At 74.4% G+C, this 23928-nt stretch carries 23 protein-coding genes; 12 read left to right on the top strand and 11 right to left on the bottom strand.

Features of this window, described 5'->3' with window-relative positions; translation table 11 throughout:
* Window position 1 precedes the first annotated feature (1 nt).
* Window positions 2-496 carry a barstar family protein gene (locus AC067J_RS40180; protein WP_478307754.1) on the top strand — a complete coding sequence of 165 codons (495 nt, stop codon included), beginning with the start codon at window positions 2-4 and terminating at the stop codon, window positions 494-496.
* A gap of 52 nt (window positions 497-548) precedes the next feature.
* On the opposite strand, the gene AC067J_RS40175 is transcribed toward AC067J_RS40180, so the two are convergent.
* Window positions 549-1082, bottom strand: coding sequence for an NUDIX hydrolase (locus AC067J_RS40175; RefSeq protein ID WP_478307753.1), 534 nt, complete (start codon window positions 1080-1082; stop codon window positions 549-551).
* Window positions 1083-1269: 187 nt separating this feature from the next.
* Between AC067J_RS40175 and AC067J_RS40170 the strand changes: the two genes are divergently transcribed.
* On the top strand, window positions 1270-1887 hold the full coding sequence (locus AC067J_RS40170; RefSeq protein WP_478307752.1) for a hypothetical protein: 618 nt from the start codon (window positions 1270-1272) through the stop codon (window positions 1885-1887).
* 121 nt (window positions 1888-2008) lie between these two features.
* Here the strand turns inward: AC067J_RS40170 and AC067J_RS40165 are convergent, their stop codons facing one another.
* A complete protein-coding gene (locus AC067J_RS40165) occupies window positions 2009-2497 on the bottom strand; it encodes an LbetaH domain-containing protein (RefSeq protein ID WP_478307751.1) in 489 nt (162 codons plus the stop codon).
* A gap of 48 nt (window positions 2498-2545) precedes the next feature.
* Window positions 2546-3964 carry an LCP family protein gene (locus AC067J_RS40160; RefSeq protein ID WP_478307750.1) on the bottom strand — a complete coding sequence of 473 codons (1419 nt, stop codon included), beginning with the start codon at window positions 3962-3964 and terminating at the stop codon, window positions 2546-2548.
* A 319-nt stretch (window positions 3965-4283) separates the two neighbouring features.
* Here AC067J_RS40160 and AC067J_RS40155 point away from each other — a divergent pair, with 319 nt between their 5' ends.
* The 4 genes from AC067J_RS40155 (at window position 4284) to AC067J_RS40140 (ending at window position 8862) form a co-directional block, all read left to right on the top strand.
* Window positions 4284-4370 (top strand): putative leader peptide, encoded by an 87-nt coding sequence (locus AC067J_RS40155; RefSeq protein ID WP_355403890.1) that lies wholly within the window; start codon window positions 4284-4286, stop codon window positions 4368-4370.
* A 185-nt stretch (window positions 4371-4555) separates the two neighbouring features.
* Entirely contained in the window at window positions 4556-5110 is a 555-nt protein-coding gene (gene ssuE / locus AC067J_RS40150) for an NADPH-dependent FMN reductase (protein ID WP_478307749.1), read from the top strand.
* Window positions 5111-5489: 379 nt separating this feature from the next.
* Window positions 5490-6278, top strand: coding sequence for an ABC transporter ATP-binding protein (locus tag AC067J_RS40145; RefSeq protein ID WP_478307748.1), 789 nt, complete (start codon window positions 5490-5492; stop codon window positions 6276-6278).
* 19 nt (window positions 6279-6297) lie between these two features.
* On the top strand, window positions 6298-8862 hold the full coding sequence (locus tag AC067J_RS40140; protein WP_478307747.1) for an ABC transporter permease: 2565 nt from the start codon (window positions 6298-6300) through the stop codon (window positions 8860-8862).
* A 201-nt stretch (window positions 8863-9063) separates the two neighbouring features.
* On the opposite strand, the gene AC067J_RS40135 is transcribed toward AC067J_RS40140, so the two are convergent.
* Window positions 9064-10674, bottom strand: coding sequence for an LCP family protein (locus tag AC067J_RS40135; protein WP_478307746.1), 1611 nt, complete (start codon window positions 10672-10674; stop codon window positions 9064-9066).
* Window positions 10675-10850: 176 nt separating this feature from the next.
* On the opposite strand from AC067J_RS40135, the gene AC067J_RS40130 reads away from it, so the two are divergent.
* Window positions 10851-11891: a glycosyltransferase family 2 protein gene (locus tag AC067J_RS40130; protein WP_478307745.1), complete on the top strand. Its 1041-nt coding sequence runs from the start codon at window positions 10851-10853 to the stop codon at window positions 11889-11891.
* Window positions 11892-12005: 114 nt separating this feature from the next.
* The gene (locus AC067J_RS40125) at window positions 12006-12692 is read left to right on the top strand and encodes an acyltransferase (RefSeq protein WP_478307744.1); all 687 of its coding nucleotides are present in this window, start codon (window positions 12006-12008) and stop codon (window positions 12690-12692) included.
* 29 nt (window positions 12693-12721) lie between these two features.
* Here AC067J_RS40125 and AC067J_RS40120 read toward each other — a convergent pair whose 3' ends face one another.
* From AC067J_RS40120 to AC067J_RS40110, 3 genes are all read right to left on the bottom strand, one after another.
* Entirely contained in the window at window positions 12722-14443 is a 1722-nt protein-coding gene (locus tag AC067J_RS40120; RefSeq protein WP_478307743.1) for an LCP family protein, read from the bottom strand.
* A gap of 215 nt (window positions 14444-14658) precedes the next feature.
* A complete protein-coding gene (locus AC067J_RS40115) occupies window positions 14659-16020 on the bottom strand; it encodes an LCP family protein (RefSeq protein ID WP_478307742.1) in 1362 nt (453 codons plus the stop codon).
* 36 nt (window positions 16021-16056) lie between these two features.
* Window positions 16057-16848 (bottom strand): TIGR03089 family protein, encoded by a 792-nt coding sequence (locus AC067J_RS40110; RefSeq protein ID WP_478307741.1) that lies wholly within the window; start codon window positions 16846-16848, stop codon window positions 16057-16059.
* Between the two features lie 104 nt (window positions 16849-16952).
* On the opposite strand from AC067J_RS40110, the gene AC067J_RS40105 reads away from it, so the two are divergent.
* Window positions 16953-18293 (top strand): peptidoglycan recognition protein family protein, encoded by a 1341-nt coding sequence (locus tag AC067J_RS40105; protein WP_478307740.1) that lies wholly within the window; start codon window positions 16953-16955, stop codon window positions 18291-18293.
* Between the two features lie 101 nt (window positions 18294-18394).
* Here AC067J_RS40105 and AC067J_RS40100 read toward each other — a convergent pair whose 3' ends face one another.
* Entirely contained in the window at window positions 18395-18886 is a 492-nt protein-coding gene (locus AC067J_RS40100; protein ID WP_478307739.1) for an SgcJ/EcaC family oxidoreductase, read from the bottom strand.
* A 39-nt stretch (window positions 18887-18925) separates the two neighbouring features.
* On the opposite strand from AC067J_RS40100, the gene AC067J_RS40095 reads away from it, so the two are divergent.
* From AC067J_RS40095 to AC067J_RS40085, 3 genes are read left to right on the top strand one after another with little or no spacing between them, the layout of a single operon-like run.
* The gene (locus AC067J_RS40095) at window positions 18926-19861 is read left to right on the top strand and encodes a DNA-3-methyladenine glycosylase family protein (RefSeq protein ID WP_478307738.1); all 936 of its coding nucleotides are present in this window, start codon (window positions 18926-18928) and stop codon (window positions 19859-19861) included.
* Window positions 19862-19905: 44 nt separating this feature from the next.
* Entirely contained in the window at window positions 19906-20160 is a 255-nt protein-coding gene (locus AC067J_RS40090) for a type II toxin-antitoxin system Phd/YefM family antitoxin (protein WP_478307737.1), read from the top strand.
* Window positions 20157-20603: a PIN domain-containing protein gene (locus tag AC067J_RS40085; RefSeq protein WP_478307736.1), complete on the top strand. Its 447-nt coding sequence runs from the start codon at window positions 20157-20159 to the stop codon at window positions 20601-20603. The genes AC067J_RS40090 and AC067J_RS40085 overlap by 4 nt, the downstream gene beginning before the upstream one ends.
* A gap of 14 nt (window positions 20604-20617) precedes the next feature.
* Here the strand turns inward: AC067J_RS40085 and AC067J_RS40080 are convergent, their stop codons facing one another.
* The 3 genes from AC067J_RS40080 to AC067J_RS40070 form a co-directional block, all read right to left on the bottom strand.
* Window positions 20618-21910, bottom strand: coding sequence for a coenzyme F420-0:L-glutamate ligase (locus AC067J_RS40080; RefSeq protein ID WP_478307735.1), 1293 nt, complete (start codon window positions 21908-21910; stop codon window positions 20618-20620).
* Window positions 21907-22917, bottom strand: coding sequence for a 2-phospho-L-lactate transferase (cofD, locus tag AC067J_RS40075; protein ID WP_478307734.1), 1011 nt, complete (start codon window positions 22915-22917; stop codon window positions 21907-21909). The genes AC067J_RS40080 and cofD overlap by 4 nt, the downstream gene beginning before the upstream one ends.
* Before the next feature lie 69 nt (window positions 22918-22986).
* Window positions 22987-23640, bottom strand: coding sequence for a cysteine dioxygenase (locus AC067J_RS40070; protein WP_478307733.1), 654 nt, complete (start codon window positions 23638-23640; stop codon window positions 22987-22989).
* Window positions 23641-23928 lie beyond the last annotated feature (288 nt).

The following is a 23928-nucleotide window of genomic DNA, read 5'->3' as shown; positions in this document are numbered from 1 at the left end:
CGTGAGCGCCGCCGTCTCCGCCCCGTCCGGACGCGGTGGCGGCGGCGGTGACGTGTTCGGCCCGGCCCGGTGGGACCTCCTGCCGGGCCGGCCCTGGGCAGGGTTCGCCGCCGGCGCCCCACGGCTCGGGCTCGTCCGGGGCGAACGCTGCCGCAGCAGGCCCGCGCTGTTCGCCGAGTGGGCCCACGCGCTGGCGTTCCCCGGCTACTTCGGCCACAACTGGGACGCCTTCGAGGAGTGCCTCGGCGACGCGCTCCACCCGCCCGGCGACGCCGCGGCCGACGGCCTGCTGATCCTCGTCACCGCCGCCGAGTCGCTCCTCGCCGACGAGCCCGACGGCCAACTCGCCCTGCTCCTGCGGATCCTGGACGCGGTCGCCCCCGCCCCCGGCGCGGGAGCGCCGCTCCGGGTGCTCTTCACCACGAGTGCCGGCGCGGGCGCCGACGCGAACACCGAGGCCGAACGGCGCCTTCGCGCGGCAGGACGGGAGACCTGAGCGGACGCCGGAGCACCCGGCCGCCGCCCGCCCGGACGCCCCGAAACACGCCCTAGAGCAGTCCGAGGTGGTCCAGGCCCAGGTAGGCCGGGCCGACGTCGGTGAGCAGCCCGCGCCGCAGCACGGTGGCCCTGAACTCCTCCAGGTCCATCGACACGACCTCGATGAACTCGTTGCGGTCGGGCGCGAGCCGGGCCGTCGGGGTGCAGTCGGTGGCGACGAAGGCGTAGCGGCGGGCGTTGGAGTAGGCGTCGTGCCAGGCGGCGGCCGCGAGTTCGACGGTGCCCCGGTGGCCGGTCTCCTCGGCGAGCTCGCGGGCCGCGGCGTCCTCCGGCGCCTCCCCGGGCTCCACCACGCCCCCCGGCAGTTCGTACAGCAGGGCCCGCGGGCCGGGCCTGAACTGCCGGGTGAGCAGGATCCGCCGGTCGGCCGTCAGTGCGACGACGGTCGCGGCCGAGTACTCGTTCGCGAGGTGGTAGACGCCCTCCCGGCCGTCCGGCAGGGCGAAGGTGACCCGGTCCGTGCCGCGCCCGAAGGCGCTGTGGACGGGCTCCCGGTGGAGCTCCCGCCAGTGTGCTTCGCCCATCGGGGACCGATCCCTTCCACATGGTGTGCACGCGCAGGATAGCCGCGTGTCGGCCGGTTCGGGCGGGTTCGCCGGAATCACCCATCGCGACCGTGCGTGCACCGTATGCTGCCCTGGCGCGGGCGGAATCCGGTTCCGGGTGCCCGCGGGCGAGATCAACTCAGCTATTCGGCAAGGTGGTTCACCCATGAGTCAGTCGGGCCGGCGCAAGGACGACGCCGAGGTGACGTTCGAGCGGGTGACCGTCCTGTCCTTCGAGGCGCACAGCCGTTCCCGTGTCGACCGCCAGGGCCGGGTGGTGCTCATCGACGAGCCGGCGAACCTGACCCGCATCCCGGTGCGGATCGTGCGCGAGGGCATGACGCTCAAGCGCGTCGCCGGGTACTGGATCACCTGGGCGGAGTGGTTCGGCCCGGACGACATCCGCAACCACGCCCGCTGGGTGCCCGACGAGGAGTACGTCCGGCCGGGCGAGGGCGGCGTCGGGGGCCGGCTGGACGTCAAGGTGGCCGCCTACTGGGCCTGCGAGCGGGAGGAGGGCCGGGCGCGGATCCGGACCAGCGAGACGGTGGTCACGTTCCGGCCCGGGGAGACCCTCCGCGAGCTCGTCCTGGAGCGCCCGGAGCCGCACCGCCCGGCGACCCTCGTGGTGCACCTCGCGGACGCCTGGTGGGCCGACGGCGGCGGGCCGGAGATCCACTACGGCTTCGCCGGCGAGACCGAGGGGTGCGGCGGGGAGGGCGAGCCGGTCCAGCGGTACGCGGAGTGCGCCACGGGTCACCTCCCGCAGATCGTCGTCCCCTGAGCCCCGTCGGAGCCCCGCACCGCCCTGCCCCGCACCCGGAGCCGCCCGGGTGCCCGGAGATCCGTTCGGAGCCCCGTCCGGGGCCCGCCGGAGCCCTCCGGGGCCCCGCCCGAGGCCCCGCTCAGCCTCCCGCCACCGGCTGCGGCCGCGGGGCCGCGTGCGCCTTCCCCGGCCACCCCGCCCGCATCCCCACCTTCCGGGCGGGGACCCCGGCCCAGACCTCGCCCGGGCCGGTGGAGCGGGTGAGCACGGCGTTGGCGCCGACGACGGTGCCGGCGCCCACGGTCAGCACGCCTTCCTTGCAGATCACCTTGGCGCCCGCGCAGAGCACCGCGCCGTCCTCGACCACCACGCGCCGCATCGGGCTCTGCTCCTGCGGCACCCAGGGGTCGGCCCGCCCGACGGTCACGCCGTTGTACAGCGTCACGCCGGCGCCGAGCGTGGTGTACGGGTGCAGGACGGTGCCGAAGCCGCGGTGGAAGACGATCAGGTCCGGCCCGATCTCGGCGGCGGCCGGCACCTCCATCCCGTAGACGGCGAGCGCCTCCTGGACCAGGCGGCCCAGGAGACGGTGGCGGCGGCGGTGGATCAGCGCGGTGACGAGAGACATCCACCCATTGTGTCGGCGGTGTTACGGCGGGTCACGCAGGACCCGCGGTCACTTGACGTCCGGCACGGCCGCGTCGTTCTTGAAGGCGTCGAAGACCTGCTTCGCCTTGGCGGTGTCCCACTTGACCGCCGACTCCCCGGTGCTGGTCCTGAAGTCCGGGTTGGCGATCGGCACGGTGATGCTCTTGCCGCCGCCGCCGTTGACGTCCTTCATGGCGAGGAACAGCGAGCCGAGGTCGGTCAGTCCGGCGTCCTCGTCGACGATCAGGGTGCCGAGGCCGGAGGAGACCAGCGGGTAGAACGTGAACGGGTTGAGCACGGTGACGGGGGAGGCGGCCTGCTTGGCCAGGGCGCCCAGGAACTTCTGCTGGTTGCGCATCCGGCCGAGGTCCTGGTCGGCCATCTGGTGGCGCTGGCGGACGAAGGCCAGCGACTGGGTGCCGCTGAGGGTCTGGCAGCCGGCCTTGAGGTCGAGGCCGGAGTCCTTGTCCTTGACGTCCTGGTCGATGCACATGTCCACGCCGCCGACCGAGTCGACGATGCCCACGAAGCCGGCGAAGCCGATCTCGGCGTAGTGGTCGATGCGGATGCCGGTGTTCAGCTCGACGGTCTGCGCGAGCAGCTTGCCGCCGCCGATCGCGAAGGCCGAATTGATCTTCGCCGGGGCGGACTTGACGGTCTTGCCGTTGTCGCCCGGGTGGTCCGGGATCGGCACCCACGAGTCGCGCGGGATGCTCATCAGGGTGTTCCCGTTGTCCCCGACGTGCAGGATCATCATGGAGTCGCTGCGCTTGCCGCCCGCGTGGCCGGTGTGCAGGTCCTCCTCCTGGGAGTCGGAGAGGCCGTTGCGGCTGTCGGAGCCGACGATCAGCCAGTTGGTGCCCTTGCCCGCGGCGGGGCGCCCGGGGTAGTCGGCGAGCACGTTCTCGTGGTTGAGCTTGGAGTCCGCCCAGAACCAGGTGGAGACGGCGGTGACCATCATCGCGATCAGGACGCCGAAGACCGACCACTTGACGATCCGGCGCCGGGGCCAGCGCGACGGGCGGGCGGCTGAGGGCGGCTGGGTGCCGCCGGGGGCTATCGGCCCCCCGGGCGTGCCGGGGCCACCGGGTGCGCCGGGGCCGGGGCCGCCGGGCGTCCCCTGCGCGGGCACCCCGGGCCGCGCGCCGGGCTGCGCACCCGGCTGCCCGTACTGCTGGGGCGGGCCGTAGCCCTGGGAGGGCCCGTACCCGGGTGCGGGCGGCTGCCCGCCGCCCCCCGGCTGCCCGTGCTGCCGGGGCGGGGACTGCGGCGGCTGGGGCTGCCGGGGCGCCGGGGCGCCCGGCCCGCGCGGGTTCAGCGAGGAGGGCAGCGGCGGCTCGGCCGCGGTGCCGCCACCGCCGTGCCCGTACGCGCCGCCACCGCCACCGTTGCCGCTGCCGTACGGGTTCCCGCCGCCGCCGGGGCGGCCCTCCTGCCACGTGTTCATGTGGGAGAGGATGCCCGACGCGGGGTACGGTGACTCCCCCCGGGGCCCTCACCAGGACCCTTGTAGCAGTTTTGATGCACGCGCCGGATCGTTCCGCGGCATGGTCCCGGCCGGGCGTGCGCCGGGTGCCCGGACCGCCGCCGCGCGCCACCGGCCCGCCGCGCACCGGCCGTTCGCCCACCGTGCACCGGCCGCCCCCGCGGCACCGTCCGCGCGGCCCCCGGCCCGCCACCCGCCGCACCGGCCGTCTCACCGTCCGTCTCACCTGGTGTTCGGCTGCCGGGACGATCCTTGACCGCCCGGAACGCTGCGTGTTTGCATGAATGCCATGGATCAGCGATGGACTCTCACGCGTCGGCGCCACGTCGACCTTCTGCGTGTGTCCTGTTCGCTCTGTTGTGGCTGACGCGCGCCCGTCGAACCCAGCACTCACTCCTCGTCTCTCCCCCCTTCCCGACGCTGCCCGCGCAGCGCGCTGACCGCTGCCCGCCCGGCCCGCCCCGTCCGGCCCGCCGCCGGGCCGGTGGGCCCGGTGCCGCCGAGGTGCCGTGCCGCCCGCAGTCCCGCCCGCTTCCTCCCCGAGGTGAACCCATGGCCACCGTCCTGTCCGTCTCCGGCTCCCCGTCCGCCACCTCCCGCACCGCCCGGCTGCTGCGCCACGTCGACGCGCAGCTGGAGGCGCGCGGGCACCACGTCGTGCCCTTCGAGGTGCGCAGCCTGCCCGCGCACGCGCTGCTCTCCGCCGACTTCTCGCATCCCGAGATAGTGGCCGCCCTGGAGCTGTTCGCCCAGGCGGACGGGGTGGTGATCGGCACCCCGGTCTACAAGGCCGCGTACTCGGGCCTGCTCAAGACGCTGCTCGACGTCCTGCCGCAGTTCGCGCTCCGGGACAAGGCCGTCCTGCCGCTCGCCACCGGCGGCTCCACCGCGCACGTGCTGGCGGTGGACTACGCGCTGCGCCCGGTGCTGAGCTCGATGGGGGCCGGTCACATCACCCAGGGCTGGTTCGTGCTCGACCGCCACATCACCGTCAGGGATGACGGCGCCACCGTGATCGAGCGCGAGACGGACGTGCTCCTCCGCCCGGTGGTGGACGCGTTCGCGACGGCCCTGGAGCGGCTCGCCGCACCGGTCCTGGCGTCCTGACCGGGCGCTCCGGGCCCACTGCCGCGGCCCGTGCGGGCGCGAACCGACGGCGCTGACGCGCCGTCAGGAACGTTCCCGTACGGGCCCACCCTGAGGAGGGGTGCTGCTACCCCTAGGGGGAGGGGTGCCGCGCCCCGTACAACTACGGTTGGAACGCTTCCTCCCGTCGGATGACGAGGGCGGTGGGTCCCCGCTCCTAACGTGGTTCATGTCCTCGCCCGTCCGATACGGGCCCGCTTCGGTCGGGCCCGGGTCTCCGGTTCACCGGGAGGGTGGGGCTGACTCCCGGTCGAGAACTATCCCCTGCGCGATGTCGCAGGGCCGGTGGTGAAGACGAGGCTGGGGGGCAACGGGTGGGCCCACTTCTTAGGAGACGCAAGTGACGACGGCAGCAGCAGCCGTGTACGACCCCCAGCTTCCCGGCGGGAGCTCCGCCGTCGCCGCCTCGGCGCGTCAGGTGACCAAGGCCTACGGTTCGGGCGAGACGAGGGTGACCGCCCTGGACTCGGTCGACGTCGACATCCAGCGCGGCCGGTTCACCGCGATCATGGGGCCCTCGGGCTCCGGCAAGTCGACCCTGATGCACTGCCTGGCCGGCCTGGACACGGTCAGCGCGGGGCGGATCTGGATCGGCGAGACCGAGGTCACCGGCCTGAAGGACAAGCAGCTCACCAAGCTGCGCCGGGACAAGATCGGCTTCATCTTCCAGGCGTTCAACCTGCTCCCGACGCTGAACGCGCTGGAGAACATCACGCTCCCGATGGACATCGCCGGCCGCAAGCCGGACAGCGCCTGGCTCGACCGCGTGGTGGAGACGGTCGGCCTGGCGGACCGCCTCAAGCACCGCCCGACCCAGCTCTCCGGCGGCCAGCAGCAGCGCGTCGCGGTGGCCCGGGCGCTGGCCGCGCGCCCCGAGATCATCTTCGGGGACGAGCCCACCGGCAACCTCGACTCGCGCTCCGGCGCCGAGGTGCTCGCCTTCCTGCGCCGCTCGGTCGACGAGCTGGGCCAGACCATCGTCATGGTCACCCACGACCCGGTCGCCGCCGGCTACGCGGACCGAGTGCTCTTCCTCGCCGACGGCGTGATCGTCGACGAGATGTACGCCCCGACCGCCGACTCCGTCCTGGAGCGCATGCGCCGCTTCGACGGCAAGCGCACCAGCTGAGCGCGGGGGACACCGGACCATGCTGCTCAAGACGTCACTCAGGAGCTTCTTCGCCCACAAGGGCCGGATGCTGCTCTCGCTCATCGCGGTCGTGCTGTCGGTCGCCTTCGTCTCCGGGACGCTGGTGTTCTCGAACACCGCGACCAGCACCTTCGACAAGCTCTTCGCCTCGACCGCCTCCGACCTCGCCGTCCAGCCCGCCAAGAGCGAGTTCGGCGACGAGGACGACGCCCGGGGCAAGGCGCGGACGATACCCGTCGACACCGTCCAGAAGGTCTCCGCCGTTCCCGGCGTGAAGTCCGCCATCGGCCAGGTCACCGTCCAGAACGCCGTCCTGGTCGACCCGGCCACCAACAAGAAGGTCGGCCCGACCACCGGCGCCCCGACGCTCACCGGCAACTGGGTGGAGACCCCGCGCAGCCCGGTCGAGATCACCTCGGGCCACGCGCCGCAGGGTGCCGACCAGGTCATCCTCGACGCCGACACGGCGAAGAAGGCCGGCCTCGCCCTCGGCGGCAAGCTGCGCGTGCTCACCAACGAGAAGCACGACTTCACCATCGTCGGCATCGTCACCTTCAAGACCACCAACCCGGGCGCGGCGCTGGCCTTCCTGGACACCCGGACGGCGCAGAGCCTCCTGCTCGGGCAGGCCGCCTACACCTCCGTCGAGCTGTTCGGCGACGGCAGCCGCACCGACGAGCAGCTCAAGGCCGACGCCCTCGCCAAGCTCGGCGCCGGCTACCAGGCCAAGACGGCCGCCGAGCAGAAGGAGGAGGGGGCCAAGGACGTCGGGTCCTTCCTCGACTTCATGAAGTACGCCATGCTCGGGTTCGCCGGCGTCTCGCTGCTGGTCGGCGGCTTCCTGATCATCAACACCTTCTCGATGCTGGTCGCCCAGCGCACCCGGGAGATCGGCCTGCTCCGCGCCGTCGGCGGCAGCCGCCGCCAGGTCAACCGCTCGGTGCTGGTGGAGGCCCTGCTGCTCGGCGCGGTGGGATCGACGCTCGGCATCGGCGCCGGCCTCGGCCTGGCGGTCGGCCTGATCGAGCTGATGAACGCCGTCGGCATGCACCTCAGCGCCTCGGACCTGAAGATCGGGCTGAACGTCCCGCTCGCCGGGTACGCGGTGGGCATCGTGATCACCGTGCTCGCGGCCTGGATCCCGGCCCGCCGGGCCAGCCGGATCGCGCCGATCGCCGCCCTGCGCGACCACGGGACCCCGGCCGAGGCCCGTTCCAACACCGTCCGCGCGGTCCTCGGCCTGGCGCTGACGGTGGGCGGCGGCGGCCTGCTGGTCCTGGCGGCCAAGGCCGAGAAGGCGGCCACCGGCGGCCAGTACCTGGGCCTGGGAGTGTTCCTGACCCTGGTCGGCTTCGTGGTCCTCGGCCCGCTGCTGGCGACCACCCTGGTACGGGTGCTGGGGGCGTTCCTGCCCTCGCTGTTCGGCCCGTCCGGCAAGCTCGCCCAGCGCAACGCGATGCGCAACCCGCGCCGGACCGGCGCCACGGCCGCCGCGCTGATGATCGGGCTGGCGCTGGTGATCGGCGCCTCGGTGTTCACCTCCTCGGTGATCGAGTCCACCAACCAGCAGATCGACCGCTCGGTGGGCGCCGACTACATCATCTCGGCCGGGCAGACCGGCATCACCCCGGCCATGGTCGACGCGGTGCGGAAGACCTCGGGCGTGGACCACGTCACCGAGCAGAAGTTCCTGCCGGCGATCTTCACCACGCCGGACGGCAAGACCAAGGAGGACGGCATCTCCGCGGTCTCCTCCTCCTTCGCCGACGACTTCCGCCTGCCGGTCCAGACCGGCGCCGCCGACTCCCTCAAGCAGGGTTCGCTGGCCGTCGGCGAGGACTACGCCAAGGAGCACGGCCTCAAGGTCGGCGACACCGTCCGGATCGACTACGGCAAGGGCCGCACGCAGTCGCTCCCGGTCGGGGTCGTCATGACGAAGGGCAACTCGCTCTTCGACGGCTCCACCTTCGCCGACCTCGGCACCGTGGCCAAGGCGATCCCGGCCGCCGACCTGCCGGTCGACGCCGTGCTCTTCGGCAAGGCCGCCACCGGGGCGGACGTCGCCAAGACGCTGACCGCGCTGGAGGACTCGCTCAAGGAGTACCCGCAGGCCTCCGTCCGCGACCAGGCCGGCTACAAGGAACTCGTCCAGGAGCAGGTCAACACCCTGCTCTACATGATCTACGGCCTGCTCGGCCTGGCGATCGTGGTCGCGGTGCTCGGCGTGGTCAACACCCTGGCGCTCTCGGTGGTCGAGCGGACCCGCGAGATCGGCCTGCTCCGGGCGATCGGGCTCTCCCGCCGCCAGCTGCGCCGGATGATCCGCCTGGAGTCCGTGGTGATCGCGCTGTTCGGCGCGGTCCTCGGCACCGGCCTCGGCCTGGCCTGGGGGATCACCGGCCAGCAGGTGCTCAGGACGCAGGGCCTGGAGGCGCTCGCCGTCCCGGTCGGGACGATCGCCATCACGCTGGCCGCTTCGGTGGTCATCGGCCTGCTGGCCGCCCTCGTCCCGGCCTTCCGGGCCGGGCGGATGAACGTCCTCGCGGCGATCGCGACGGACTGATCCAGGACGGGACCGGCTGAGGACGTCCCCCGGGTCGGGGGACCGGGGGACGTCCGACCCGGGGGCAGGGTGCCGACACGCACCCTGCCCCTGCGGTCTGACTGCCTGTCCCCGCCCGCCTGTCTTCCCGCGGCCGGTCGGTCTGCTGCCCGCGCTGCCCGGCAGCGGCTCGGTCCCGACCCGCCCCCGCCTTGCCCCCGCTCACGGACAGATGATGTCGCTCGCCCGCCCCGCCCCCGCATCGGCCACCGTCGAGCCCGCACCCGCCCCGGCCCCTGCACCCGCCACACCAGCCGCACCGGCCGCCGCACCCGCCGTGCCCGCCGCGCTCCCCGTACCGGGTGCCGGGGGCGCCGGCGCCGCCGCCGACGGGCTCGCCGACGGGCCGGGTGCCGGGCTCCCGCCCGCCGGGTAGTCCGTGCCCGCGTACACCTGGAGGGTCGGCCCCAGCCCCGGGACCGGCGTCAGCTCGGCCTCCGGCAGCGCACCGGCCAGCGTCCGTGCCGACTCGGCCCAGCGCGGGTCGTACCGGATCACCGTCCGCCCGCCCGCCGTCCCGACCGGGGCGTTGGACGGCGCCCCGGTGGTCGCGAACCCGGCCCGCCGCAGCTCGGCGTCGGCCCGGGCGCCCAGCCCCGCGATCCCCGCCGCGTTGAACACCTGGACGTGCACCTGCTCCGGCAGGACGGCCGGCCCGGTCGTCGGCGCCATCGCAGTCGGTGCCACCGCCGTCGGTGCCACCGCGGGCAGGCCGGACGGCGTCGCGGAGGCGGCCGTCCCGGCGAGCGGCCGCCCCTCCCGGACCGCGTCGAACAGCGCCCGGGCCCCGGCCCGGTCCCAGAGCACCGTCGAGCCCCACCCGGCGACCGGGTGGTCCACCACGGCCAGCGGTACGGTCGCGAAGTCGGCCCGCCCGGCCGTGAGGTCCTTCATCCGCGTCGCCAGGGTGATCATGTCGTCCGCGGTGAGCCCCTTGTCGGCCTTGACCGAGCCGAGCACGCTGTCGGTCACCCGGGCCAGCCGGACCGGGTTGAGCAGGGTGCCGCCGCTGGTCAGCTGGTGCAGCAGCTGGGCGACGAGCTTCTGCTGCCGGTGCATCCGGCCCAGGTCGGAACTGCCGTCCACATGGCGGGCCCGGACGTACTTGAGCGCCCCCGCGCCGTCCAGGGTGCTGGTGCCGGCGGGCAGGTCGAGCCCGGAGTACTCGTCCTTGAGCGGCTTGGCGGTGCACACCCGCACGCCGCCGACGGCGTCCACGGCGGAGACGAACCCGGCGAAGTTCACCTGCAGGTAGTGGTCGATCCGCAGCCCGGTGTTCTGCTCGACGGTGGCGACGGCCAGCTGCGGGCCGCCCAGCCCGTACGCGGCGTTGATCTTGCCCTTGGCGGCCGGGACCTCCTTGCGGGTGGCCTGGTCCCGGTGGGCGGGGATGTCGACGTAGGAGTCGCGCGGGATGCTGATCACGCTGGCCCGGGAGCCGTCCCCGGAGAGCTGGACGAGCATCATCGTGTCCGTGCAGTGGCAGGACCCGCCGCCGGCGTGCAGGACGTCCTTGAGGGTCCGCTCCGGGATGCCGTCGCGCTCGTCCGTGCCGACCACCAGGAAGGTGGTGGAGCCGTCGTCGGCCGGTCGGGCGAGGTCGTTGCTGAAGGCGTCGACCCGGTCGATCGAACCGATGCCGTGCAGGAGTGCCCAGCCGCCGCCGGAGGTGACGAGGATGCTCAGGGCGACGCCTGCGGCCAGCCTGCGGGGCCATGGACGGCGCCCTCGGGGCAGGGCCCCGGGCCGGGTGGAGAGGGGGGAGACGGGCATCTCTCGGATGGTAGGGGCGGCCTCCACCGGGCCGGGTGAGGGCGCGCCGTGGCCGGGGAGTACGGTGGGCCCCGATCGCTGAAACGTTCCTCCGGCAGCTCCGGACCGCGAGGCGGGCGGAGCCCCCCAGACCGGGACAAGACGGCGGCCCACCCTCACCGGTACGGTTGGCCCCGATGAACACCAAGGCTGCTGAGGAGCTGCCGGCGGTCTCCGTGATCATGCCGGTGCTCAACGAGGAACGACACCTGCGTACGGCCGTCCGGCACATCCTGGACCAGGAGTACGCCGGCCCGATGGAGGTGGTGATCGCCCTCGGTCCGTCCTCCGACCGCACCGCGCAGATCGCCGCCGAACTGTCCGCCGAGGACCCGCGGGTACGGACCGTGGAGAACCCCACCGGCCGCACGCCCGCCGGGCTGAACGCCGCGATCCGCGGTTCCAGCCACCCGATAGTGGTCCGCGTCGACGGGCACGGCCTGCTGACCCCGGGCTACATCACCACGGCGGTCCGGCTGCTCGGCGAGATGGAGGCCGCCAACGTCGGCGGCATCATGCACGCCGAGGGCGAGACCGAGTGGGAGAACGCGGTCGCCGCCGCGATGACCTCCAAGATAGGGGTAGGCAACGCGGCCTTCCACACCGGCGGCCTGGCCGGCCCGGCGGACACCGTCTACCTCGGGGTGTTCCGGCGCGAGGTGCTGGAGCGGCTCGGCGGCTACAACGAGGAGTTCGTCCGCGCCCAGGACTGGGAGCTGAACTACCGCATCCGGCAGGACGGCGGCCTGGTCTGGTTCACCCCGCAGCTGCGCGTCACCTACCGGCCCCGGCCCAGCATCCGGGCGCTGGCCAAGCAGTACAAGGACTACGGCCGCTGGCGCCGGGTGGTCACCCGCTACCACCGGGGCTCGGTCAACCTCCGCTACCTCGCCCCGCCGACCGCCTTCCTGGGCGTGGTGCTCGGGCTGGTGCTCGGCGCGGCCGTCCACCCCGGCTTCCTCGCGCTGCCCGGCGCCTACCTGCTCGGCATCATCGGCGGCGCGCTGGTCGAGGGGCGCGGCCTCTCCGTCAGGGCCAAGGCGATGCTTCCGGTGGCCTTCGCCACCATGCACCTCAGCTGGGGCTTCGGCTTCCTCACCTCGCCGCGCTCGCTGGCCCGCAAGGTGATCGGCAGCCGCGCCCCGTCCTCCGGGAACGTGGTCGCCGAGCACCGCTGACCCGCGCCCCCGGCACCCGGCGCGCCATCCGGTGCGCGGTGCGCCCGACGGCGATCCGGCCAATCCCGCGGACCCGCCCTCCCGTCCCCCTGCCCGGCGCTATCGTCGGGCGCCATGGGGACAGTCGAGGGCGGGTCCGCCGCCGTTGCCCGGGTCGAGGCCAGCGCCGACGTCGACGACCGGGCGGTGCTCGGCGCCGGCACCACCGTCTGGCACCTGGCCCAGGTGCGCGAGGACGCGGTGATCGGCGCCGACTGCATCATCGGCCGGGGCGCCTACGTCGGCCCGGGCGTGCGGATCGGCGACCGGGTCAAGCTCCAGAACCACGCGCTCGTCTACGAGCCGGCGGTGGTCGAGGACGGCGTGTTCGTCGGCCCGGCGGCGGTGCTCACCAACGACCTCTACCCGCGCTCGGTGGACGTCGACGGACGGCTCAAGCGCGGCGAGGACTGGCACGCCCGCGGGGTGACGCTCCGGCGGGGCTGCTCGATCGGCGGCCGCGCCGTCCTGGTCGCCGGGGTGACGGTCGGCCGCTGGGCGCTGGTCGCCGCCGGTGCGGTGGTGCACCGGGACGTCCCGGACTTCGCGCTGGTGGCCGGTGTCCCGGCCCGCCGGATCAAGTGGGTCGGCCGGGCCGGTGAGCCGTTGGAGCCGGACGGCGAGGGCCGCTGGCGCTGCCCGCGCACGGGCGAGGAGTACCGGGAGACCGACGGGGTGCTCGCCCCCCGGGAGCCCGAGGAGTCCGAGGAGCCCCAAGAGCCCGAGGAGCCCCAAGAGCTGGAGGAGCCCCGGCAGCCCTGACGCGGCCGCCCCGGCAGCCCCCGGCGGCGCTACTTCGCGCAGACGTCGGTGTCGTCCGCCTGGACCCGCTGGAGGTCCTTCGGGGCCTCGGTCGGCACCGCGCTCGGGGCCTGGGTCTGGGACTGGGCCGCCGGCAGGTCCTTGCCGAGCACCACCACCAGCCCGTCCTTCGGGCCCGCCTTCGGGTCGGCCCTGACGGCGTCGGCCGGCAGGCCCAGCGCCGCGGCCAGCGCGGCCGCCTCGGCGGCCTTCCCGGCCGGGTGGGAGACCGTGGTGGTCGGCGTGGCGGTGGCGTTGGCGCCGGTCGCGGCCTTGGCGAAGCCCCGGACCTGGAGCCGGTCGACGGTCTGCTGTGCCTGGCCCGGTGCCCCGGTGCCGTTGCGCACCGTCACCCGCACGTCCTTCGCGTCGACCGCCGGGGCGGCCGGCGCGGCGCTCGCGGGGGCGGGGGTGGTCGCGGGGGCGGCGGCGGAGGGGGCGGCCGCGGCGCCGCCGTCCGGGGCCGCGGGGGCCGGCGCGGCCGTCCCGGTCAGCGACCGGTCGTTCCCGATCATCGAGAACAGCTGTCCGGCGTCCGGCTGCTTGGTCACCAGCCGGTTCTCGTCCGCCGGATCGTCGACCACCGGCACCGTGGTGAAGGTGATGTGCTCGGTGTCGACCTTGCTGAGGTCCAGCGCGAGGTCCTTCAGCTTGTCGACGCTGCCGATCCCGGAGTCGACGGTGAGCGCCTTGGTGGCGGCGTCCGCGAGCTTCCAGAGCTTGGCCGGGTTGGTCAGCGTGTCGCTGCTCTTGACCGAGCGGATCATCGAGCTGATGAACTGCTGCTGGAGCGGGATCCGGGTGAGGTCGCCGCCCAGTCCGACGTCGTGCCGGGTGCGGACGAAGGCCAGCGCCTCGTCGCCCTGGACGACGTGCCGGCCCTTGCTCATCTTCAGGTGCGAGTCGGGGTCGTCGATGTCCTTGGCCGCGCACACCTCGACGCCGCCGACGGCGGTGGAAAGCGTCTTCACGGCCTCGAAGTTGACCATCACGAAGTGGTCGACGCGTATCCCGGTCAGCTTCTCGACGGTCTTCCAGGTGCAGCCGGGGTCACGGCCCTCCTGGCCCAGGCTGTTGTTGAACATCGTGCGGGTGGAGCCGGGGATCTTCTTTCCGTCCGCGCTCTGGCACTCCGGTACTTCCACCATCAGATCGCGCGGAATACTGATCGCGGTCGCATTGCTGCGGTCCTTGGCGACGTGGAACAGCATGGTGGTGTCGGCGTGCCCGGTGCTGCCCTCGTCGCCGTACTGGCGGCCCAGGCCCTCCCGGCTGTCGGTGCCGATGACCAGGATGTTGAGCGCGTCGCCGGGCACCGCCTTGGGCCGCTCCGCCTCGTCGCCCAGCTGCACCTTGACGGCGGTGATGTTGTTGTTGAAGTGCTGGTACGCGTAGTAGGCGCCGCCGCAGCCGGCCACCAGGACCAGCGCGCCGATCCCGCCGGTCCACTTCAGCAGCCGTCGCCGGCGGTTGCGCTTCTTCGCACCCGCCCGGCGGTGGGCGGCCCGGCCGCCGGTCCGGGCCTGGTGGGGGACGGTCGCGGCCGTCCCGCCGGTACCGGTCGTCCCCGCCGTCCCCGTTCCGGCGGTCCCGGGGTGGGCGCGGCGGCGCTGGGCGGGGATGCCGGCGGCCGGGTCGAGGCGGTACTGGCCGGTCTCCGGGTCGAGCACCCACTGGTCGGCGGGGTCGACGTCCTGGCTGTCCTGCTGCACGGGTATCCCCTCCCTCCGACCGGTCCGGTGGTCGGTTCGCGAATTGCGCGACCGACTCGGACACCCTAGACGAGCCGGGTGGGGGAATTGTTCCTGGTGTGATATCCGCCATGTCCGGCCACGGGGAATTCCGCAGGTGAATCGACTCCTGGGAATTCCCGGGGAGAACCTGCGAGGACCATTATCCGTGTACGAAAAGGTGATCTGACCCGAGGTCAATGCACGGTGCAGGCGTCCACGTCGGCGGTCCGGCCCTCGAAGGACGGGGGAGCGGTGGCGGTCGGCGAGGCGCCGGCCGTCCGTCCGGCCCCGCCCGTCGGGCCGGACGCCGGACGGGACGCCGGAGCGGAGCCCGCCGGACCCGCCGCCGTGGCGTCCGGGCGCCCCGTCGACGGCCCGTCGGACGGTCCGCCCGACGGCCCGTCCGACGGCTCCCCCGTCGGGAGGGCGCTCGCCGACGGGGAGGCCCCCGCCGAGGGGGTCGACCCCGGCGGCCGCACGGTCACCGGCCGGTCGTCCCGCAGCGCCGTGAACAGCTGGGTGGTCTGCGGCTGCACGAACTCGTCCCGGTCCGAGTCGAACCGGTACGGCCGGCGCGGCGCCGTCAGGAACACCACGTCGGAGGAGGGGATGCCGCGCAGGTCCTGGGTCAGGTCGTACAGCGCGCCGAGCGAGGAGAGTCCGCTGTCGGCCCGGACGGAGGAGGTGGCCGCGTCCAGCACCGGCCACAGCTTGGTGGGGTTGAGCAGGACGTCCTGCGACTGCACCTTGCGGATCAGCGCGGCCATGAACTGCTGCTGACGTCCCATCCGCTGGGTGTCGCTGCCGTCGCCGAGGGTCTCCCGGGCCCGGACGTAGCCGAGCGCCTGCTCGCCGCGCAGGGTGTGCCGCCCGGCCGGCAGGTCCAGCTTGGCGTCCTTGTCGTGGATCGCCTGGGGGACGCACACCTCGACGCCGTCGACGGCGTCCACCATGCGCTTGAACCCGGCGAAGTCGAGGATCACGTAGTGGTCGATCCGGATGCCGCTGAGCTGCTCGACGGTCCGGATCGAGCAGGCCGGTCCGCCGGTCTCGAAGGCCGCGTTGAACTGCATCAGGCCCTGCCGGCTCCGGGTGCCGTCCGGCTTCTCGCAGGCGGGGACGGTCACCATGACGTCGCGCGGGATGGAGACGGCGGTCGCGTGGTGCCGGTCCGCCGCCAGGTGCAGCAGGATCGTGGTGTCCGAGCGCTGGCCGCCGACCGCGCCGTAGGTGGCGTTGGCGCCGGTCCGGTCGTCGCTGCCGATCAGCAGGATGTTCTCGGCGCCGCGGGCCCCGGCGGTCCGGCTGGGACGTTCGGCTTCCAGCCGGGCCAGCAGCTGGTCGGTGGTGGAGTCGGTCCGGATGTTGCCGTCGAGCTTGCGGTAGGCGATCCAGAGCAGCGTGCCGCAGGCGACCAGCAGGAAGGCGAGGGCGCCGGCGGTGATCATCAGCCACCGCCGGCGCCGTCGCCGGGGCGCGGTCGGAGTGTCCGGAGCGTCCGGGTCCGGATCATCGGGGTTCTCGGTCGGGGGGTGCTCGGTGTCATCCTCGGCCATGGCAGGGATCCCTACCCGCCGAGCCCGGGCCGGGGGTTAACCGAGGCGCAGTGTCACCCGTTCGGATTCCACCCGCTTCTCCCACTGCTCGGCGCTCAGGCCGTCCGAGTTGCGGCACAGGACCACGGACGCGCCGGCCGCCAGCGGCGCCAGCAGGCCGGCCTCCAGGCCCGTCCAGTCGTCGTACGAGAGCGTGGAGAGCACCCGGTCGCCCGGCTGCAGCCCGAGCCGGGCCGCGCCCTCGCGGGCCAGCCGGACGGTCTGGTCCCCGGTCAGCTTCAGCGGCAGGCCGTCGACGGCGGTCTCCAGCGCCGGTGCGTCCGGGGTGACGGGGGAGTACGGGGCGAACCGGTCACCCTGGCCCGGGACCTCGGCGGCGTAGTCCAGGAATCCGTCCGGGCGTTGCGGGAACCGGCCGCCGAGCGGGCGCAGCGCGAGGGCCACCCGTTCGCCCTCGCACGCGTGGGCGGCCTCCAGGCCGTCCGGTCCGCTGACCACCAGGTCGGCGTCGGACGGGTCGCCGGCCGGAGCCGCCGCCACTCCGACGGACCAACAGGCCAGCAGCCAGACGGCGCTCTGCCAGTGGGCCGGGAGCAGCAGGGCGGCTCGGTCGCCCGGGCCGGCGTTCAGCTCGTCCTGGAGCAGGTTGGCGGTCTTGGCCACCCAGTTGTCGAAGGTCCGGGCGGACAGTTCCACCCGTTCGCCGGTGGCGTCGTCGTAGAAGGTGACCAGCGGGGCCGCGGGGTCGACCGAGGGAGTGCCACCTCGCAGGAATGCGTGCAGCAGCTCGACGGGGGTTTGGGCATCGGCAGCGAAAGGCGCAGTCATGGTGCGCCCCAGCCTACGGCCTTCGGGTGGACGACCGGGAGGGGTGGCGGGGCAGCTGCGGGGCGGCGTGGCGCGTGGGCCGATTTGAGGTGAACATCCCGTTTATGCGCATCTTTCTCCAGGCCGCCCTGCCCGCCTCCCGCCGCTCGCTGTCCGTCCTCCGCTCCTACCGCTCCCTCAGGGCCCTTCGCCCCGCGGGCCCTTCCCGTCCGCTCCCCGCCGGTTCCGAGGTCGACGGCGGCCCTGCGGGCCCCGGCGGCTCCGGCAGCCCCGGCGGCCGCTCCCGCCGGCCCGCCGGCTCCGTCCGCACCGCCCTGCCCGCCGCCCTGCTCGCCGGCTGCACCGCCGCCCTGCTCCTCCAGCCGGCGGCGGCCGCCGCTCCGGCCGATCCGTCGGCCCGGACCCGGACGTCGGCGGGCGGCGGCTCGGTCACCACCCTGCCGCTGACCGCCGGTCACCTCCTCTCGCCGCGCACCACCCCGCGGTTCGAACTGCTCGGCGTCGGCTGGGACGGTCCCGCGACCTCACTGGCCGGCGGCACCGTCCGGGTCCGCACCAGGGACGCGGCCACCGGGGTGTGGAGCGGCTGGCAGGAGCTGGAGGCGGACGGCGAGGACGCCCCGGACGGCGTCCCGCACAGCCCGGACGGTGTTCCCCGCGGCGCCACGGCACCGCTCTGGACCGGCCCGAGCGACGGCGTCGCCGTCCAGGTGCTCCCCGGCCCGGGGGGCCTGCCGGCCGGGCTGCGGGTCGACCTGGTGGACCCGGGGCACGGCGCCGACTCCACCGCGGCCCGGGTGCTGCCCGCCGATCCGCCGGGCGGCCGGCGGATCGGCCACCAGGCGCCGCGGCCCGAGATCGTCACCCGGGCGGGCTGGGGCGCCGACGAGTCCATCCGCGAGCGGGACTTCGTGTACACCGGTGCGGTCCGGGCGGTCTTCGTCCACCACACCGCCACGGCGACCGCGTACGAGTGCGCGGACGCGCCCCGGGTGATCCGGGCGATCTACCAGTACCACGTGCAGGGCAACGGCTGGCGGGACATCGGCTACAACTTCCTGGTCGACCGCTGCGGCACGGTCTACGAGGGCCGGGCCGGCGGCACCGACCTGCCGGTGCACGGCGCGCACACCCTGGGCTTCAACACCGACTCGGCGGGGGTCGCGGCGATCGGCACCTACGTCACCGACGTCCCGCCGCAGCCCCTGCTGGAAGGGCTCGCCGGGATCGCCGCCTGGAAGCTCGGCCTCACCGACCAGGACGCCGCCGGCCGTACCCAGCTGGTGTCCGGCTCCAACGCCAGCCGCTACCCGCTGGGGACGAGGGTGAGCTTCGACACCGTCTCCGGTCACCGTGACGGCTTCAACACCGAGTGCCCCGGCGCGGCCCTCTACCCGCTGCTGCCGGACCTGCGCACCCGGGCCGCCCAGCTGCAGGGCCGCTGACCCCGCTGCCCCGTCCACGCCCCGACGCCGGCCCCCGCCGCCGTCCGCGCCCCGGCCCGCCGGGCGCGCGGGCGGCGGTGCGGGCGGCGGCCGCGCGGGCGCTACACCGGCCCCGGCCCCCGCCGCACCAGCTCCCGCAGCTCCGCCGTCAGCGCCCGCGCGAGGTCCGGCCGCAGGTCGTACCGGGCCGGCGTGTTCTGCAGCAGCGCGATCCGCCACCCCGCGCCCGCGTTCACCGCGATCACGGTCTGCACCGCGTTCAGCGCCGGGTCGAGGTCCTCCGCGTCGTCCTGCACCAGCCCCGCCACCGCGTCCAGCTGCGCCACCCCCGGGCCGAGCGCCCGCACCCGCCGCACCTTGGCGACGTACTCCGGCGTGGCGTGGTCCGCGAACACCCGGCCCAGCTCGGCGGCCATCGCCGAGCGCCCGCTGTGCCGGGTCCCGTCGAACCCGATCACCTCCCCGTCCACCGCGAAGGGCCCGGCGAACGCCGAGCCGTCCCGCAGGTTCCACCCCTCCAGCGCCCGGTGGTAGAGCGCCCGCACCGCGCTCTGGTCCCCGGGGGAGAGCTCCGGCAGCCGCGTATCGTTCATACCCCCATGGTCGGGGGAGAGCGATGGAGGTGCACGGCGATGAACGGCGCAGCCGCCACGGCCGACGGCGCCGCCCGCCGCTGGCGTCCCGGCTTCCCGCTGGACGCGGCCCGCACCCTGCTCCCGCTGCGCCGCGGCCCCGCGGATCCGGCGTACCGGACCACCGGGGACGGCGCGGTCTGGCGGGCGTCCCGCACCCCGGCGGGCGTCGGCACGCTGCGGGTGCTGGCCCGCCCGTCCGAGGGGGCGGTCGAGGCGACCGCCTGGGGGCCGGGTGCCGGATGGCTGCTGGACCGGCTGCCCGTGCTGCTCGGTGCCGAGGACGACCCGGCGGGCCTGGTGCTGCCGCCCGGCCCGCTCCGGGACGCGCAGCGCCACGCGGCGGGGGTGCGGCTGACCAGGACCGGCCTGGTCCTGGAGTCGCTGGTGCCGGCGATCCTGGAGCAGAAGGTCACCACCTCGGAGGCCTACCGGGCCTGGCGGACCCTGCTGCTCGACTTCGGGACCGTGGCGCCGGGCCCGGCCGAGGGCATGCGGGTGGCGCCGTCGGCCCGGGAGTGGGCGCTGGTGCCGAGCTGGGAGTGGCACCGCGCGGGGGTGGACCCGAAGCGCTCGGCGACGGTCCAGCGCGCCGTCCGGCTGGCTCCCCGCCTGGAGGAGGCCTCGGTGCTGGACCACGACGCCGCGTTCGCCCGCCTCACGGCCGTCCCGGGCATCGGGGTCTGGACGGCGGCCGAGACCCTGCAGCGCAGCAACGGGGATCCGGACGCGGTCTCGGTCGGCGACTTCCACCTCCCCAACCTGGTCGGCTGGGCCCTGGCCGGCCGGCCGCGCAGCGACGACGCCCAGATGCTGGCCCTGCTGGAGCCGTACCGCCCGCACCGCCACCGGCTCTGCCGCCTGCTCGTCTCCACCGGCGCCCACGCCCCCCGCTACGGCCCGCGCCTCACCCCCAACGACCACCGCCACCGCTGACCGAATCCCGGACGCGGTGTACTACGTGGTAGTACGCTGGCCGCATGGAAGCAACCATGCGGGAGCTGAACCAGCAGACGGCCAAGGTGATAGGAGCCGTCGAGCGCGGCGAGACGGTCACCGTCACCAAGGACGGCCGCCACGTGGCGACGATCGTGCCGCCCGGCCTGGCCGAGCCGGTGTACCGGTTCCGGACCGACCCGATGGGGGACGAGATCGACGACATGCCGGTCATCGGCGGCGGCGGCGGGCGCATCCTGGCCGACCTCGACCGGCTCATGGAAGGCTTCGGCGAATGACGGCGGTCGCGGTGGTCGGGGACACCGGAGCCCTGCTCGCGGCCTACGCGGGGGACGAGCCCGACCACGTCGCCTGCCGGAAGGCCCTGCGGACCGTGGGCCACCTGGTCGTCTCGCCGCTGGTGCTCGCGGAGCTGGACTACCTCGCCACCAGGGCGCTCGGTCCGGCCGGGGCGATGCGCATCCTCGACGACGTGATCGACAAGTGCGCCGTCGGCCGTTTCGAGGTGCCGGAGGTCGCCTCACACCTGGCGGCAGCCAGGGTTGTGATGCGCAGGTACCCGGCGCTGAACATCGGCCTGACCGACGCGGTCAACGTTGCGCTGGCCGCCGAGTTCCGCACCGACGCCGTGCTGACCGTCGACCGGCGGCACTTCCGTGCGATCCGGCCGTTGAGCAACCACGAGGCCTTCCGGCTCCTGCCGGACGACCTGGACGGCTGACTCCCCCGGTGCGGCTACCGCACCTCGATGAAGGCGTCGGCGGTGCGCTCCGGGCGGGTGCGCGGGGCCTCGGCGGGGTGGCCGACGGCGACGGCGCCCATCGGGTCCCAGTGCCCGGGGAGGTCCAGCACCTCGCGGACGGTGTCGCGGCAGAACATGGTGGAGGAGACCCAGGCCGAGCCGTAGCCCTCGCCGGCGAGGGTGACCAGGAGGTTCTGCACGGCGGCGCCGATCGCGACGGTGAACATCTCGCGCTCGGCGGTGGACCGGCGGGGGTCCGGGTAGTCGTGGGAGCCGTCCATCACCAGGCAGGGGACGACCAGGTAGGGGGCGGCCCGCAGGACGTCGCCGCGGGCGGTGCGGCGGGCGATCTTCTCCTCGTCCCAGCCGTCGAGCCCGGCGAGGTCGCGGCGCCAGGCGGCGAGCATCGCGTCCAGCAGCGCCGTCCGGACCCCGGGGGTCTCCAGCAGGACGAACCGCCAGGGCGTGGTGTGGTGCGGCGCGGGTGCGGTGACCGCGGCGGCGACGGCGCGCCGGACGGCGCCGGGGTCGACCGGTTCTGGGGTGAAGGCGCGGACGGTGCGCCGCTGGGTGACGGCCTGCCGGATCGCCTCGGAGGTGCCGAGCCGGAACATGTCCTCGGCGGCCGGGCGGACGACCGGGCGGACGCCCTCGCCGTCCTCGGCGGTGACCAGGTGGCCGAGGCCGCGGACCACGGCGACCGGGGTGCCGGTGGCCTTGCCCTTCACCAGGTCGGCGGCGGCGGCGAGTTCGTCGGCGGTGGCGGTGACGGTGAGGGCCAGCTCGTTGCCGTGCGAGTCGGTGCGGCCCCGGTGGTCGTCCAGGGCGGGCAGCCCGGCGGCGCCGATGGCGACGTCGGTGAGGCCGTAGCGCCAGGGGCGGCCGAAGGTGTCGGTGACGACGACGGCGAGCCGGCGGCCGGTCAGCTGCTGGAGGCGGGCGCGCAGGGCGCGGGCCGAGGCGTCCGGGTCCTCGGGGAGCAGCAGGACGGTGCCGGGGGCGGTGTTGGAGGCGTCGACGCCGGCGGCGGCCATGACCAGGCCGTTGCGGTTCTCGACGATCCGGACGCTGCCGCGCCGGGCGACCACCCGGACGGTCTCGGCGTCGATCGCGGCCTCCCGGTCGGCGGCCGGCAGCAGCCGGCCCTCGGCCTTGCTGACCACCTTGGAGGTGACGAGCAGGATGTCGCCGTCCTCGTACGCCGCGGCCTTGGCGATGAGCCCGGCGAGGTCGGCGTCGGCGTCGATCTCGGGGAGTCCGGTGACGGGGAGGACCTGCAGGGTCATGCGCGCACCTGCTCGGCGAGCGCGAGGGCGGCCCGGGCCATCTCGGCGGTGGCGGCGACGTCGGTCATCAGCAGCGGGACGGCCCGGCAGGCGATGCCGCCGGCTTCGACGGCGGCGACGGAGGCCTCGTCGGCGGTGTCGACCAGCCAGCCGTCGAGCAGGCCGGCCCGCCGCCCGGCACCGCCCTCGCCCGTGCCGTCCCGCGGCGCCGTCCTGCTCCCGTAGTCGAGCGCGACGGCCTCGGCGGTGGCCTCGACGCCGACGGCGGCGAGCACCTTGTCGGCCATGCCGCGGACGGGTGCGCCGCCGATGATCGGGGAGAGTCCGACGACGGGCGCGGGCGCGGCGGCCACGGCGGCCCGGATGCCGGGCACGGCGAGGATGGTGCCGATCGAGACGACCGGGTTGGACGGCGGGAAGAGGATGACGTCGGCGGAGGCGATGGCCTCCAGCACGCCGGGGGCGGGCTTGGCGGTGTCGGCGCCGACCGGGACGATCGCCTCGGCGTCGACGGCGGCGTGCAGCCTGACCCAGTACTCCTGGAAGTGGATCGCCCGGGTGCCCTGCTCGTCGGTGATCCTGACGTGGGTCTCGACCCGGTCGTCGCTCATCGGCAGCAGTCGCACGCCGGGCTGCCAGCGGACGCAGAGCGCCTCGGTGACCTGGCTGAGGGTGTATCCGGCGGTGAGCATCTGGCTGCGGACGAGGTGGGTGGCGAAGTCGCGGTCGCCGAGCCCGAACCACTCGGGGCCGACGCCGTACTCCTTCATCTCGGCCTTGATCGACCAGGTCTCGTCGGTGCGCCCCCAGCCCTGTTCCTCGTGGATGCCGCCGCCGAGGGTGTACATCACGGTGTCGAGGTCGGGGCAGACCTTCAGTCCGTAGAGGTGGATGTCGTCACCGGTGTTGCCGATGACGGTGATCTCGTCCTCTGGACCGATCGCCTCCCGGAGTCCGCGCAGGAAACGCGCTCCGCCGATCCCGCCTGCCAGTGCCACGATGCGCATGCGCCCATCCTGCCACGCGCCGACAGGTCGTCAGCCCGACCCTCGACCGTCCGCCGCCGGGGTCCCGGGTCAGTGGGCCTCGGCCTGCTCCTGCGGGTGCTGCTGCGGGTGCTGCTCGGGGACGGCGGCGCCGCCGTACTGGTTCATCGCGGTCAGGCCGGGGGTGTACAGGTGGATGGAGACGGCGGGTTCCAGGGTGCCGTTGACCACCTCGTGCAGGTAGCCGGAGGAGAAGACCCGCTGCCCGCCGGGGCGCAGCGTCCGGGCCCCTTCGCCCGCGTGCGTGAGTGAGCGCTCGACGAGCTCGCCCCGGACGACGGTCATGACGCCGTTGGACTCGCCGTGGTCGTGGAAGCCGCTGCTCTGGCCGGGCAGCCAGCTGAGCAGCCACACCTCGTAGCCGGGGCCGGTCTCCAGCCGGGCGTACCAGCGGGTGAGCGCGTCGTAGCGGACCAGGGGCTCCCAGCGGGAGCGGTCGGCGGCGATCTCGCGGACCAGCTGGGCGTAGCCGGCGACGGTGGTGGGGTGGCTGGGCAGGTCGGTGCGGGCGAGGTGCGGGAAGGCCAGCGGGTCGCCGGCGATGGAGACGTCGCTGAGGCCGTCGGCCCAGGCACGGGTCGGGCGGATCGGGGTGACCGGGGTGACGGGGTGGGCGGCCAGGGGGCTGCGGCGGGCGAGCTTGTTGCGGTCGCGGTTCCGCCTGCGGATGCGGATCATTCGCACGGGAGTCGTCCTCGGAGGGCTGGTTCGTCAGGGGATCAGCCGGATCCGGGATGTCCTGGGGCGGGAATCGCGGGCGGCCTCTGTGCTTCCTGGGCGGCGCGCGGCGGGACGGCGGGCGCCTAGATACAGCGGCAGGAACAGAGGCGACAACAGGAGTTCACGGCACGGCGGAGCGTGGAACCGCTCCGGGGGCTGGCGAACTCTGACATAGGGGAAAGGAGACCGCATCCGCAGGGGCGGTGTCAACTCCGGAGAGCGGACATTCGGGCGATATGGGCTACGAACTAC

This window comes from Kitasatospora sp. NPDC042419, assembly GCF_056437345.1.
The sequence above is the reverse complement of the archived record's forward strand: the minus strand, read 5'-3'. Positions and strand labels throughout refer to the sequence as shown.